Source organism: Candidatus Palauibacter polyketidifaciens, from assembly GCF_947581785.1.
GTDB classification, from domain to species: Bacteria; Gemmatimonadota; Gemmatimonadetes; order Palauibacterales; family Palauibacteraceae; genus Palauibacter; species Palauibacter polyketidifaciens.
The window spans coordinates 81,543-95,255 of the sequence record NZ_CANPVO010000015.1 but is presented as its reverse complement, the minus strand read 5'-3'; the positions used below and the strand labels follow the sequence as shown (position 1 = coordinate 95,255).

The following is a 13,713-nucleotide window of genomic DNA, read 5'->3' as shown; positions in this document are numbered from 1 at the left end:
GCCTGCGCCGGGCCCCTCTCTTTTCCTAGACACACTCCATCCCGCCCCTTCATGGTGAGAACACGATGCATGACCGTGAGTGGACCCCGGACTCGACACAGCGCGATCGCCTCAGCACCCATCTCCGCGACAGCCACCCGCGCGCGTCGGCGAGGATACGCCTTCTGATCGGAGTCGCCGCTGTCGCCGCTGCCTGTGGCGGCGGCGACTCGGTGGAACCCACGCCGCCCACTCCGGCGAACGGGCCCCCGATGGCGGCGGCACCGATCCCCGACCAGACGGTGATCGAAGGCGTGACCATCACGGTGGATGTCACGGGGGCATTTTCGGACCCGGACGGAGACGCTCTTACGTACACGGCGCGCTCCTCCAACGAAGCCGTTGCGGCGGCCACGTTCTCGGGTAGTGAGCTGTCGGTGACGGGTGTCTCGCCGGGCGCAGCAGCGATCACGATTACGGCGACGGATCCGGGCGGTCTGTCGGCGTCGGTGACCTTCGCGGTCGAGGTGACGGCGGTCGCGCCCACGCGACTGACGGTGACGCCCGGGACGGCCACGCTTACGGCGGTCGGCCAAACCGTGCAGTTCTCGGCCGAAGTGCTGGACCAGCTCGGCCGCCCGGTGTCCGGGGTGTCCGTGGTCTGGTCGAGCGGGGAAACATCAGTTGCGACCGTGGGCGCGAACGGCCGTGTGACGGCAGTCGGCAACGGCGAGGCGACGATCACGGCGACATCGGGGAACGCGTCCGGCACGGCCCTCGTCCACGTGGATCAGATGGCGAGTTCGGTCGACGTTTCGCCCGCTGCCGACACGCTGACGGCGCTGGGCGACACCGTGCGCCTCGCGGCCGAGGCAGTGGACGCGAACGGCCACGTGGTGGCGGACGCGGAGTTCATGTGGTCGTCCACCGACGAAAGCGTCGTGACGGTGGACGAGGACGGTCTGGCGACGGCCGTGGACAACGGAAGCGCGGACATCAGGGCAACGTCGGACGGAGCGTCGGGAAGGGCGTCGCTCGTGGTGGTGCAACGGGCGGCTGCGGTGGAGGTTCTGCCGCAGATGGCGACCCTCTCTCCCGGAGATACCGTGCGCCTGGCCGCGACGGCCACCGACGCCAACCAACACGCGATTGCGGGGGTCACATTCACCTGGACCTCGAGCGATACGACCATCGCATCGGTGAACGAAACGGGCCTCGTGAAGGCGCTGGCCGAGGGGGCGGCGACGATCGCCGCGGTCTCCGGCGTCGCGGAGGGAACGACCGAAATCACGGTCTCGCCGCCGCCGCCGCCGCCGGATCTCACGGGCTACTACGGACTCGAGAGCATCATCGGCGCGGCGACGGGCGGTGTCGAACTCACCCGGCCTACGGTCTCGGGCACGCTGGAACTGGATCAGCGGGCGCCCGTCGGCACCTCCGCGGTCGGTCGCTACGGCGTGACCGTGACCACCCCGGCCAGCGTCATCACGGACCAGGGCTCGTATACCGTGCATGGCGACCGACGCTGGGAGCAGACCGGGCAGGTGTCCGGCGAGGGCTCGTATGCCGTATCCGGCGACACGCTGACCATCATCATCGCCGAACCAGCAACCGCCTCTTCAACTACGGTATGGGTCAGGGCCGCCGCGCCGCCGGGGACGTGGCGCGGGCTCGTGGTCGAGCCCGAGGACCGCTGCTCTACCTACGATCCGGAGGACTACCGGCATCCTGACGCGCTGGCCGTGGAGATCGTGGCCGCGATGGATGACCGCATCTACACTCCTTATACGGGGATCTACTACGGGGGCCTCCTGGACGTCTCCGTCGACCACATCGTGTCCAAGACGGAGGTGCACGATTCCGGCGGGTGCACGTGGGGCAGGACCCAGCGCAGGGCGTTCGCCCGCGATCTCGTGAACCTCACCCTGGCATCGCCGACGCTGGACCGCGGCGTGAAGGCGGAGAACGACGCGGCGGAGTGGCTGCCGGACTTCAACCGCTGCTGGTACGCGGGTGCTGTCGTGGCCGTGCGCCGCAAGTACGAACTCACCGTGGACGAGGCCGAACGCGACGCCCTGGAGGCGGTACTGTCGGAGTGCACGTCGACGGAGATGGTATTCGCTCCCGAGTCGTGGACGATCGAGCCGATGAAGCTGGGCGAGGAGAGCGGCTGGCAGGTTGTGTCCGCCCACGAGCCGGACCTCGGCGGGTTGGGGATCGTGAGCCAGGTGGCCGTCTTCTGCACCGCCACCTACGCGTCGGTGGATTTCGCCTTCATATCCGGCGGCGCGCGGCTCGAGGGAGGCGCCGGCTTCAACGCCCGCCATACCACGCTCGTCCCCGCGCAGTGGCTCGTGGCGCCGCTCAGGCCCGTGGACCAGATCGGCATGCACCAGTTCCCGCCCTGGGGCGTGTGGACGGCCCGCATCGACGGCGAGCAACGCGTCGACTTCCTCGTTGCGCTGAGCCTCGAGAATCAGGAGGTCTCGATCGAGTGGCCGCTTCCCGGCGGCGCCACGACGGCGATCTATCGCGGGGGCATCGACGCCCGGGACAAGATCTTCGACGTCCTCCAGCGGTGTAACGGAGGGCCGGCGGACATCCCGGCGCTCCTGTCCGGCCTCTCCCACGACCCGACCGCCATCAGAGAACGACCGTGAGTGATCTTCTGGAACGGCTGGTCGACATCTGGCTGGTGAACCGGGGCGCCATGGGTGCGACCCACGCCCAGGGGGTTGTCCTTCGGGAGTAAAATGAGCCTTCGTCGAACGTTCGTTCTCGGGGCCGTCCTGGCGGGTCCAGGGTGGCTGGCGGGCTGCGGCGATTCGACCACCGATCCGGTGCCTCCGCCGCCTCCACCCCCGGATCCCCCACGGGCGACGACGGTCGCGGTCAGCCCGGCCGCGGCCGAGTTGGCCGCGCTCGGCGCGACGGTGCAGCTCGCGGCGGAGGTCCGCGACCAGAACGGGCAGGTGATGGCGGGGGCTGCGGTGACCTGGACATCCGGCAGCCCCGGAGTGGCGACGGTCAGCGCGTCGGGTCTCGTGACGGCGGTGGGCAACGGGACGGCCACGATCACGGCCACGGCGGGTTCCGCAGCGGGAAGCTCGACGGTCACGGTGGCCCAGGCGGACCGGGCCGTGCTCGTCGCGCTCTACGAAGCCACGAACGGCGCCGGATGGCTCGAAAACGGGGGTTGGCTGTCGGATCGGCCGATCGGGGAGTGGCACGGCGTGACGACCGCCGCGGACGGCCGCGTCACCGCGCTGCGGCTCTCGGCGAGCAACCTGGTCGGGTCGATTCCGCCGGAACTCGGACGTCTGGTGCGCCTGGAGACGCTCGATCTAGAGCGTAACAGGCTGGCGGGGCGGATTCCGCCCGCACTGGGCCGGCTGGCCAGCCTGGAGAGCCTGAACCTCGGCGTAAACCAACTGAGGGGTGGGATTCCGCCGGAGCTGGGCGCGCTCGGCCGCCTCGAGGTCCTTCGGCTGCGCCGGAACGATCTGACCGGGCCGATACCGCCCGAGTTGAGCAACCTGCGCAACCTCCGGAGGCTGGGGCTCGAGAGGAACCGGCTCGCCGGGTCGATCCCGGCGGGGTTCCTGGAGCTCGAGCGGTTCCAGACGCTGCACTTCGAGAGCAACGACGGCCTCTGCGTCTCCGGGTCGGCGGACTTTCGGGCCTGGCTCGCGGGCCTCGAGGTCTACGTGGGCCCGCTCTGCGATGCGCGCGACCGGGCCGTGCTCGCGTCGCTGTACGAGGCCGGCGGCGGGACGGACTGGATCCGCTCGGACGGGTGGCTCGGAGACGGCCCGCTGGGCGACTGGCACGGCATCGACTCCGACTCCCTCGGGCGGGTGGTCCGCGTCGACCTCGCGGACAACGGGATGACCGGCCGCGTGCCCGCGCGGCTGGGGCAGCTCAGCAGCCTGACGTCGCTCAGGATCGGCGGGAACCCCGGGCTGGAGGGTCCGCTGCCCCTGTCGCTGTCCGCGCTCTCCCTGCGGGAACTTCACTATGCGGACACCGGACTCTGCATCTCGCCCGCCAGATCGTTCGGCGCATGGCTGGGCGCGATTCCGTCGCACGAGGGCACGGGCACGGCGTGCTCGGCCCTCGACGACCGGGAGATCCTGGCGCTGCTCTACGAGGCGACCGGCGGCCCCCGCTGGGCGGACCATGCAAACTGGCTTTCCGACCGGCCGCTCAACGAATGGGCGGGGGTGACGCTGGACGCCGATGGCCGTGTCGTCGGGCTGTCTCTCGCCTCCAACAACCTGACGGGGCTGGTGCCGCCGGAGCTGGGCGGCCTCTCCAACCTTGCCCGGCTGGACCTCCGGGCCAACAGCCTCACGGGACGCATCCCGGCGGAGCTGGGCAACCTGTCCGGCCTCACGACGCTGGAGCTGCGCTCCAACGACCTTACGGGGCGGATTCCGCCCGCACTGGGCGGCCTTTCCTACCTCGTGGTGCTGGACCTCGCGTTCAACGACCTGACCGGACCCATCCCCCCCGGACTGGGCAACCTCTCTCGCCTGACAACGCTGAACCTCGGATCCAACGGCCTGACGGCATCGATCCCGCCCGAGCTGGGCGGCCTCTCCCGCCTGACCGTGCTGAACCTCAGGTTCAGCGGCTTGAGGGGCCCGATCCCGCCCGAACTGAGCCGCCTCTCCCGCCTCACGGTGCTGGACCTTTCGTACAACGGCCTGACGGGATCGATTCCGCCCGAACTCGGCAGCCTCCCCGCTCTGACGGCGCTGGCCCTCGGCTCCAACGATCTGACGGGCCCGATTCCGCCCTCGCTGGGCGGCCTGTCCGGACTGACGAGTCTGTTTCTCAACGGCAACAACCTGACGGGACCGATTCCGGCCGAACTGGGCGGCTTGTCGAACCTCGCCCGGCTTTACCTCTACCACAACGACCTGACGGGGCCGATCCCGCCCGAACTGGGCCGCCTGCCGAACGTCACGGAGCTGTACCTCTACAACAACGACCTGGCGGGCCCGATCCCGGCGGAACTCGGCGCTCTGTCCCGGTTGCGCGTGCTGTCGGTGATCGGGAACCGGCTGACCGGCCCGCTGCCGGAGGAACTGGGCGACCTCGCCTCGCTCCGACAGCTCCACCTGACGAACAACCCGGGACTGTCCGGGCCGCTGCCCGAGCGGCTGACGGCTCTGACCGGGCTGCAGGAACTCCTGCTGAACGGTACGGATCTGTGCGCGAACGCCGACGCCGGTTTTCAGGCATGGCTGTCCGGCGTTCAGCTGGCACAGGTGCGGGCGTGCAAGGCGGCGCGCGGCTCGGGAGCGTACCTGACGCAGGCCATACAGTCGTCGGCGTTTCCCGTGCCCCTCGTCGCCGGCGACGAGGCGCTGCTGCGCGTCTTCGTGACGGCCTCGCGCAGCACGAGCGAGGGCCTCCCGCCGATGCGGGCCACGTTCTACCTCGATGGCGTCGAGACGTACGTCGCCGATATTCCCGGCTCCGGGACCCCCATCCCCACCGACGTGGAGGACGCCGAGCGCGCGCTCGACAAGTCGGCGAACATCGAGATCCCGGGATCCGTCATCCAGCCGGGCCTGGAGTTCGTCGTGGAGGTCGACCCCGCCAACACACTGGATCCCGGACTGGGGGTCGCGCCGCGGATCCCCGAGACGGGCCGTGCAAGCGTCCGGGTGGAGGCCGTGCCGGCACTCGACCTCACCGTCGTTCCGTTCGTGTGGGCCGCGGGTTCCGATCTATCCATCGTCGACATTGCCGAGGGGATGGCGCAGGATCCGCAGGGACACGAAATGCTGTGGCATACGCGGACGCTCCTCCCGGTCCGGGACCTCGACGTGAAGGCCCACGAGCCCATCCTGACGTCGACCACGAACGTCGTCACCCTGTATCTGGAAACTGCCCTGGCCTGGACCCTGGAAGGCAGAAGGGGCCGGTACATGGGCATCATGCCCGCCTACGTCATCGGCGGGCAGTCGGGGATCGCCGCGATCGGCGGCTTCTACAGCTTCAGCGTGGCCGACCCCTTCGTGATCAGCCATGAAATCGGGCACAACCTGAGTCTCCGCCACGCGCCGTGCGGCGGCGCCGGCGGCCCGGATCCGGCGTTCCCGCAGCCGGATGGGACGGTCGGCAACCGCGGATACGACTTCCGGGGCAGCGGGGCCCTGGTATCGCCCCGCGCGGCGGACATCATGTCCTACTGCGGTCCTCCGCACTGGATCAGCGGCTACGGGTTCACGAAGGCCCTGAACTACCGACTCCAGACGGAAACCGACGCCAGCGCGTCCCGCGTTGCGGCCGTACGCGGTCCTGTTCCCGCGCAGGCTCCGACGACGACGCTTCTGCTCTGGGGCGGCGCCGACGCGCGGGGCGAGCCCTTCCTCGAACCCGCCTTCGTGCTGGATGCCCCGCCCTCCGTGCCACCCTCGGACGGCGAGTACGAACTCACGGGCCGCGCCGAGACCGGCGACGAGTTGTTCTCGTTGAGCTTCGACATGCAGGCAACGGTGGACGGCGATGGCGGCTCGGCCTTCGTCATCGCGCTGCCCGCGCCGGCCGAGTGGGTCGGCCGCCTCGCGAGCATCACGCTCTCCGGCCCCGCAGGATCGACCACGCTGGACCGGGCCACGGACCGGCCCATGGCCATCCTGCGCGATCCCGAGAGCGGCCGTCTGCTCGGCATTCTGCGCGGCCCATCCTCCGGCGACCCCGTCCGGACCGCCGCGTCGGCCGGGCTGGCGGCGGCCGGAGCGGCCGGATCGGAGCTGGAGGTTCTCGTGAGCCGCGGCATCCCGGCCGCCCCCCCGCGGTAACGATAGGAGGTCGGTACAAGCTCGAATCGCCGCCGACCGGCGCTAGTCGGTGCCGGTATCCGTGAGGGGCACGCCGAACACACGCCCTTCGAGTCTGGCCACGCGGTCGCCAATGGCTAAGCGCATCTCGACCACTTCCGAGTGGACGGCGTCGATGCGGTCTCGCAGACCGGCGATCTCGCCCTTCACTTCGTCGCGCAGACCGACGATCTCGCCCTTCACTTCGTCTCGCAGACCGGCGATCTCGCCCTTCACTTCGTCGCGCAGACCGGCGATCTCGCCCTTCAGCTCGCTGCGCAGACTCACGATGTCGCCCTTCACTTCGTCGCGCAGACCGACGATGTCGGCTCTCCCTTCGTTGCGCAGACCGACGAGCTCGGCTTTCAGCTCGTCGCGAAGCTCCTTGTGCGCGCTCTCCAACTGGTCGGAGAGCCTGTCGGTCCTCTTGGTGAGATACTCCTTGAGATTCCCGATGCCGCGGAGCGCGAGGCCGCCCATGGTCACGCCCACGCCGAGGATCGCCAGCATCACGCTCAGGATTCCGATCACGTCCAATCCCATCGTTTCCACGCCTTCCACAGGAGGTTCGAAGTGCGATGCGCGCCGTGCGGCCGCGTTCGCCCGTCTGCACCGAACCTCCCGGCGACGTTCAATGTCGTATCAACCGAACCCGGCCTCAAGTGTGTCGCGGCGCCCAAGCCCAAGGGGCAAGCACCCTATTGCGGGAGTTGGCAATCGACGTCCTGGACCCCTGGACCGGCCCCTGAAGCGGGGGCGTGTCACCTACTGGGACGGCGGACGAGGCGGTTCCGGGTCGCGGATGAGCTCGGCGAGTTCGCGCATCTGCTCGCGCAGACCGCCGATCTCCACGCGTACCTCCGCGCGCAGGTCGCGCACCTCCGTCTCGACGCCGGCCACACGCGTCTCGAGACTGATCATCCGCGCATCCAGACCGGCGACGTGGGCGACGAGTTGCACCTGTGTGTCACCGAGCTTCAGGGTCTGGTTCCAGACGAGGGTGAAGGCCGCGGTCACGACGGAGAGCGCGAACGTGATGAAGAGTCCCAGGCTCCAGCGGGTGATCGTGATGCCGTCCGTGGCTCCCGTTGGTTGAACGCGCGTGCGGGATCGGCGGGGGTCAACGCGCGTCCGCCCGGCATCCGCACCGGCTTCGGGTGTGTCTGCTTTCGGTCCGGGCATGGAGGCTCCTTCGACGATGATCTCAAGCTAGCGATTCGGGCTACCGTTTGCGGTTCGCCCGCGCCTTCACCCGGGCCTCGGCCAGCGAGACGAGCGCGACGCTGCCGAATCCCACGTCGTGGCGCCGCCCGCGGATGACGAGGTGCTGCACTCAGCTCCGGGCTCCGCTCTCCTGCACGAACGGGTACAGCGTGTTGCCGTCGCGTACCGGCCCGGCGGCGCCGCGCGCACGAACTGGGCCGAGAGCGCCTTGTCCGGATAGCAGCCCTTCGGCTTTCCTTTTTTGGGGGGAATGGGAGTGGAGGCCGGGTTATTCATCGCACTACATATGGAATGCCTCCTGCGGGTTCCGTGGCGCGAGCCCCCGCGTTATGCCGGCTTCGCCGCCGCAGCCGCCGTCTTCTCTTCATAACCCGTTGATCTCCTCCGCGATCTTTTGTGTGACCGTGCCGACACGGCTGACGTTCATATGGCGGAACAGGGAGAAGACACCATTGGCGACCCGAAGAAACGCACAGGAGGAGAGGGCCACGTCCGTCGACGTGCCCGTGCCTCGGGCTTGACAAGTGTATCCAATGGGATACACTTGTCCTCCCGTAGAATACACCGTCGTCAAGAGCTAGACGTTTCTCCGATGGTTGAAGAGCCTGCGCGACAGGCGAGCCCTTGCGCGGATCGTCGTTCGCATCGACCGCGTCGTCGAGGGCAACTTCGGCGAACGCGCCCGGCGCATGGCGGGCGAGCTCTGAGGAGGAGGCGGCGTGAGCGGCGAAACCTACACCCCTTGGGACAGCGCTGAGTTTCTCGATGATGACGAAGCGCGCATCGAATACCTGAAGGCCGCGCTGGCGGAGAACGATCCGGAGTTCTTCGCGAAGGCGGTCGGCAACGTCGCCCGTGCTATGGGCATGACGACGGTCGCCCGGGGGGCGCAACTGGGCCGTCCGAGCCTGTACAAGTCGCTATCCGGCGAGCGTGACCCGCGACTCGGTACGGTGATGAGGGTTCTTGACGCGCTGGGGGTTCGCCTCACTGTCGCGCCCGGATCGGTCTGACGCCAACGGCGTGGCGGTTGATGCCCCGTCTGCGGGTTACGTGGCGGGTGTTCCGGCGTTATCATGGCCCGCCGTCGCCGGTTCGCACGGCCGCTTTCGCCGGCTTGCGCGGCCGTCTGCGGGGAAACTCCGGTCCGGTCCGCCTCGTAGGTTCGTTTCGCCGATGGCGGCCGGACCCGGGCGGTACCAGTTGCGTCAAGGACGGCGATGAGCGTCTTCGTCTTCATCATCATCATCGTGGCGCTCGTCACGTTCGGGGAAGTGGCCCAGAAATGGTTCGCGGCCCGCCCGTCGCCCACGCCGGTGGAACCCGGCGGGGATGACGAGATCGAGCGTCTGCGTGAGCATGTCGCGCTGCTGGCGGGCCAGGTGGACCGGTTGACGGAGGAGCAGCGCTTCATGACCCGCCTCCTCGAGGGCGGCGGGCTCCGGGGCAGGGCGCCATCGGATGAGTCTCGCCCGGAAGGGCGACCCGATTCACGACTGCGGGGGCCGAACTGATGCTGAACAGAGAGGACATAGAGAGCTTCCTCATCCGCACCGAAGCGGACTACCAGGAACTCGACGAGGGACTGTGGATCGTCCACCCCGACGGGGCGAGCGCCGAGCGGCAGCCGAGGATCCTGGTGAACTACCAGCCGCCCGTGCTCGTGTGCCGGGCGGACATCCGCGACCTCCCGATCGATGATGAGGACCAGCTTGCGCTCTACCGGAGGCTCCTGGAGTTGAACGCGGTGGATCTCATCCACGGGGCCTACGGCCTCGAGGACGGGGAGGTCATCCTGAGCGACACGCTGGAACTGGAGAACCTCGACTTCTCCGAGTTCCGCGCCACGCTCGAGAGCCTCACGCTCGCGCTGACCTCCCATTGGGACAGCCTCACCGCCGACATATCTACCGACTGACGAGCAAGCACAGGAAACGAGCATACACCATGGGTGTCCTGGACCGTCTTTCCCGGCTGATTCGATCGAATCTCAACGACCTCATCGCTCGGGCTGAAAATCCCGAGAAGATGCTCACCACGATTATCGAGGACATGCGCCGCCAGCTCGCCCAGGCGAAGCAGGAGGTGGCGGTCGCGATCGCCGACGAACGCAAGCTGCGGGCGCAGTTCGAGGAGTCGCGCTCCACGGCGCAGGAGTGGGAGCGGCGGGCGCGGCTGGCGATCCGCGAGGGCCGCGATGACCTCGCGCGCCAGGCGCTCGTGCGCGGGCAGGAGCACGCCGAGCACGCGCGCGAGCTGGAGGCGCAGTGGCAGAACCACCGTGCCGAAACGGAGAAGCTCAAGGACTCGCTGCGCCAGCTGAACGCGAAGATCGAGGAGGCGAAGCGCAAGAAGAACCTCCTCATCGCGAAGCAGAAGCGCGCGGAGGCCCAGAAGCGCATCCACGACACGATGCAGGGGCTTCACGACAAGAGCGCCTTCCGCGCCTTCGATCAGATGACCGAGAGGATCGAACAGGCGGAGCGCCAGGCGCTCGCGAGCGCGGAGGTCACCGAAGAACTCACCGGCGACACGCTCCTCAGCGAGTTCAAGGCGCTGGAGGCGGGGGGCGACGCAGCGGTGGAGGACAAGCTGCTGGAGATGAAGGCCTCCATGGGTCTCCTCTCCTCCGGCGAGCCCGAGGACGTGAAGGCGCTCGGCTCCGGCGAGGACGCCGGGTCGGAGGCGGATTCCGGGTCGGGGGCGGCTGAAGCCGGCGACGCGGATGACGTGGAGGAGATCCCCGAGGCGGAACTCCTCGAGCTGCTGGGCGAGTCCGGCGAGACGGAGCGGGCCGAGAGCGAATGAGCCCGGGCCCGGGGCGGAAGCGGCTTTCCTCCTCTCGGCTCGCGATCCTCGCGGAGGGGGCCTTCGGGGTCGAGACGGCGAAGACCGCCTCGTCCGCCGTGCGCTACCAGCCGGAGCGGGTGGGCGCCGTCATCGATTCCCGCTTCGCCGGCAGCACCGTGGGGGAGACGCTGGGCTTCGGCGGCGACATCCCCATCGTCGCGACCTTCGCCGAGGCGCTCGCGGCCGAACCCCGCCCTGAGGCCCTTCTCGTGGGGATCGCGCCCCAGGGAGGGCAGCTCCCCGAGGCGTGGCGGGCCGTGCTCGTGGCCGCGCTCGAGGAAGGGCTCGACATCATCAGCGGCCTTCACTTCTTCCTCTGCAACGATCCCGAGCTGGCGGCGCTGGCGGACCGGCACGGCTGCACGCTGTTCGACCTCCGCAAACCGCCCCCGGATCTGCCGGTGGGCGCGGGCCGGGCCATGGCGACGGACGCGTTCCGGGTGCTCACCGTCGGCACCGACTGCAACACGGGCAAGATGACGGTCTCGCTCGAGTTGCAGCGCGCCCTGCGGGCCCGGGGCGTGCGCGCCGGCTTCGCGGCCACGGGACAGACGGGGATCCTCATCGCCGGCACGGGCATCGCCGTGGACGCGGTGGTGTCGGACTTCATCTCCGGCGCCGCCGAGCGCCTCACGCTCGAGGCGGCCCGCGGCGAGGACGGCGAGGGCGTCGACATCGTCCTCGTCGAAGGCCAGGGCTCGCTCATGCACCCCGGTTACTCCGGCGTCACGCACGGCCTCCTGCACGGCACGCTGCCGCACGCGATGATCCTCACCTGGATGCCGAGCCGCCCCCGCATCTACGGCGGCAACCACAGTTGGGTCGTGCTCCCGGAACTGGACGAAGTGATCCGCCGCTACGAGGACGCGCTGGCGTGGGCCTGTCCCGACGTCCCCGGCCGCGTGATCGGCGTCTCCCTCGCCACGTACGACATCCCCGAAGACGACGCCCGCGCCGCCGTCCGCCACGCCCGCGACGTCACCGGCCTCCCCGCCACCGACCCCATCCGCTTCGGCACCGATCCCCTGGTCGAAGCCATCCTCCAAGCCCACGGAACCCACCGGGAGGCCGCAGCCCCCGCCTGACGGCCGCGTGTCCGGCCCCTACGCCCGACGTCGTCGTCCGCCGCCGTTGATCGTCCGTTGAGGACCCCTGCGATGCTGTGGTTGGCGCTGCCGCCGGAAGTTTCCGCGCGGCACGCCAACGGGTTACGTTCACGTCATCCCAGGGATCCTCAATGTCCGAATCGAACACAGACGCAGCAAAACCCCGGACGGTGGCCGGCAAGCCCGCCGCCGCTGCGGGCCGCCGTTCGCGCGCGGAAGGGCGCCGCGTCGCGGACGGGATCATGATCACGCGGTGGAACCTGAGCCTCTCGCTCACCCTCGCGCTCACGGTCGTGATGGGAGGCTTCTCCCTGCTGTGGGAGCGGACGAACGCCCTTCACGCGACGCAGATCGAACTCGTCACCCGAGCGACCCGCCTGGAAGTGCAGGTCACGGCCCTCCAGGAGGACGTTACGGTTATTCGCGAGGACGTCACGGCCCTTCGCGAAGAACTGCACGCGAGCGTGGCGGGTCTCCGCGAGGAGTTTCGTGCGGAGATGGCGGGTCTCCGTGAGGAGCTTCGGGAGGAGATTGCGGGTCTCCGAGAGGAGCTTCGGGAGGACGTTCGGGAACTGAGCGACCTGATCCGCGCTCGCGAGACGCTGGAGGTCGGCGCGCAATGACCGACCGGGCCCCGCCGGGGCCGCGCAAGCGCGTGTTCAGCGGGATCCAGCCGACGGGGCACGCGCATCTCGGGAACTATCTCGGGGTGTTCCGGCGCTGGGCGGCGATGGTCGACGAGTACGAGTGCTACTACTGCATCGTCGACCTGCACGCGATCACGCGCGAGTACGAGCGCGAGGATCTGCTGCGGCGCGTGTTCGATCTCACGGTGTCGCTCGTGGCCTCGGGGATCGACCCGGAACGCTGCACGCTCTTCGCGCAGTCGCACGTCCCCTATCACAGCGAACTCCAGTGGCTGTTCAACACGGTCACGCCAGTGGGCGATCTGGGGCGGATGACGCAGTTCAAGGAGAAGTCCCAGGGCCGGGAGTCGGTGAATGCGGGTCTCCTCAACTACCCGGTGCTGCAGGCGGCCGACATCCTCCTCTACCGGGCGCACTTCGTGCCGGTGGGCGAGGACCAGCGCCAGCACCTCGAGCTGTCGCGGGAGGTCGCGCGGCGCTGGAACGCGCGCTTCGGCGACGTCTTCCCGGAGCCGGAGACGCTGGTCGGGACGGGGGCTCGGGTTCGCGGGCTCGACGGCGTGGCGAAGATGTCGAAGTCGAAGGACAACACGGTGCGCATGGTGGCCGAGCCGGACGAACTGTGGGCGCGGCTGCGCACCGCGGTCACGGACCCGGCGCGGGTGCGGAAGGACGATCCAGGGAATCCACACGTGTGCAACGTCTTCGCCCTGCACGAGTTCTTCACCGATCCGGCGGAGCGGGAGGAGATCGAGATCCTCTGCCAGACGGCGGGGATCGGCTGCGTCGCCTGCAAGCGGCAGCTCGCGGACAACGTGGCCGAGGAACTCGCGCCGGTGCGCGAACGCGCGGCGGAGTTGCGCGCGCACCCGGAGCGTGTGATCGAGATCCTGGCGGCGGGGGCGGAGCGCGCCCGGGCCGAGGCCGCCCGCACCATGGAGGTCGTGCGCGAGCGCATGGGCGTCGGCCCCCGCACGCTGGACGCCGATCTGCCCCGCCTCGCCGCGGCCGCCACCGCCGCGGCCGCCACCGCGGGCGACGGCGGCTGAGCCCCAAGCGCCGGGAGTCGCC

The 13,713-nt window shown here is 69.4% G+C and carries 11 protein-coding genes; 9 read left to right on the top strand and 2 right to left on the bottom strand.

The window, feature by feature from the left end:
- Nucleotides 1–212: 212 nt before the first annotated feature.
- Entirely contained in the window at nt 213–2,639 is a 2,427-nt protein-coding gene (locus RN729_RS04040; RefSeq protein WP_310782398.1) for an Ig-like domain-containing protein, read from the top strand.
- Between the two features lie 93 nt (nt 2,640–2,732).
- Entirely contained in the window at nt 2,733–6,797 is a 4,065-nt protein-coding gene (locus RN729_RS04035) for an Ig-like domain-containing protein (RefSeq protein ID WP_310782397.1), read from the top strand.
- A gap of 42 nt (nt 6,798–6,839) precedes the next feature.
- Here the strand turns inward: RN729_RS04035 and RN729_RS04030 are convergent, their stop codons facing one another.
- Both RN729_RS04030 and RN729_RS04025 read right to left on the bottom strand, forming a co-directional pair.
- Nucleotides 6,840–7,346: a hypothetical protein gene (locus RN729_RS04030; RefSeq protein WP_310782396.1), complete on the bottom strand. Its 507-nt coding sequence runs from the start codon at nt 7,344–7,346 to the stop codon at nt 6,840–6,842.
- 234 nt (nt 7,347–7,580) lie between these two features.
- The gene (locus tag RN729_RS04025) at nt 7,581–7,997 is read right to left on the bottom strand and encodes a hypothetical protein (RefSeq protein ID WP_310782395.1); all 417 of its coding nucleotides are present in this window, start codon (nt 7,995–7,997) and stop codon (nt 7,581–7,583) included.
- 761 nt (nt 7,998–8,758) lie between these two features.
- Between RN729_RS04025 and RN729_RS04020 the strand changes: the two genes are divergently transcribed.
- The 7 genes from RN729_RS04020 to trpS all read left to right on the top strand — a co-directional run bounded on the left by RN729_RS04020 (nt 8,759) and on the right by trpS (nt 13,691).
- Nucleotides 8,759–9,052 carry an addiction module antidote protein gene (locus RN729_RS04020; protein ID WP_310782394.1) on the top strand — a complete coding sequence of 98 codons (294 nt, stop codon included), beginning with the start codon at nt 8,759–8,761 and terminating at the stop codon, nt 9,050–9,052.
- Between the two features lie 207 nt (nt 9,053–9,259).
- Nucleotides 9,260–9,553: a hypothetical protein gene (locus RN729_RS04015; RefSeq protein ID WP_310782393.1), complete on the top strand. Its 294-nt coding sequence runs from the start codon at nt 9,260–9,262 to the stop codon at nt 9,551–9,553.
- Nucleotides 9,553–9,957, top strand: a complete 405-nt coding sequence (locus RN729_RS04010; protein WP_310782392.1) for a CesT family type III secretion system chaperone — start codon at nt 9,553–9,555, stop codon at nt 9,955–9,957. The genes RN729_RS04015 and RN729_RS04010 overlap by 1 nt, the downstream gene beginning before the upstream one ends.
- A gap of 29 nt (nt 9,958–9,986) precedes the next feature.
- Nucleotides 9,987–10,847, top strand: coding sequence for a PspA/IM30 family protein (locus RN729_RS04005; protein WP_310782391.1), 861 nt, complete (start codon nt 9,987–9,989; stop codon nt 10,845–10,847).
- A complete protein-coding gene (locus RN729_RS04000; protein ID WP_310782390.1) occupies nt 10,844–11,974 on the top strand; it encodes a DUF1611 domain-containing protein in 1,131 nt (376 codons plus the stop codon). The genes RN729_RS04005 and RN729_RS04000 overlap by 4 nt, the downstream gene beginning before the upstream one ends.
- Before the next feature lie 152 nt (nt 11,975–12,126).
- The gene (locus RN729_RS03995) at nt 12,127–12,618 is read left to right on the top strand and encodes a hypothetical protein (protein WP_310782389.1); all 492 of its coding nucleotides are present in this window, start codon (nt 12,127–12,129) and stop codon (nt 12,616–12,618) included.
- The gene (gene trpS, locus RN729_RS03990; RefSeq protein WP_310782388.1) at nt 12,615–13,691 is read left to right on the top strand and encodes a tryptophan--tRNA ligase; all 1,077 of its coding nucleotides are present in this window, start codon (nt 12,615–12,617) and stop codon (nt 13,689–13,691) included. The genes RN729_RS03995 and trpS overlap by 4 nt, the downstream gene beginning before the upstream one ends.
- Nucleotides 13,692–13,713: the final 22 nt, after the last annotated feature.

Excerpts from the sequence above, each read along its gene's own strand:
- RN729_RS04035 (WP_310782397.1), top strand. The coding sequence starts at position 2,733 with ATGAGCCTTCGTCGAACGTTCGTTCTCGGGGCCGTCCTGGCGGGTCCA.
- RN729_RS04025 (WP_310782395.1), bottom strand. The coding sequence starts at position 7,997 with ATGCCCGGACCGAAAGCAGACACACCCGAAGCCGGTGCGGATGCCGGG.
- RN729_RS04015 (WP_310782393.1), top strand. The coding sequence starts at position 9,260 with ATGAGCGTCTTCGTCTTCATCATCATCATCGTGGCGCTCGTCACGTTC.
- RN729_RS04010 (WP_310782392.1), top strand. The coding sequence starts at position 9,553 with ATGCTGAACAGAGAGGACATAGAGAGCTTCCTCATCCGCACCGAAGCG.
- RN729_RS04005 (WP_310782391.1), top strand. The coding sequence starts at position 9,987 with ATGGGTGTCCTGGACCGTCTTTCCCGGCTGATTCGATCGAATCTCAAC.
- RN729_RS04000 (WP_310782390.1), top strand. The coding sequence starts at position 10,844 with ATGAGCCCGGGCCCGGGGCGGAAGCGGCTTTCCTCCTCTCGGCTCGCG.
- RN729_RS03995 (WP_310782389.1), top strand. The coding sequence starts at position 12,127 with ATGTCCGAATCGAACACAGACGCAGCAAAACCCCGGACGGTGGCCGGC.
- trpS (WP_310782388.1), top strand. The coding sequence starts at position 12,615 with ATGACCGACCGGGCCCCGCCGGGGCCGCGCAAGCGCGTGTTCAGCGGG.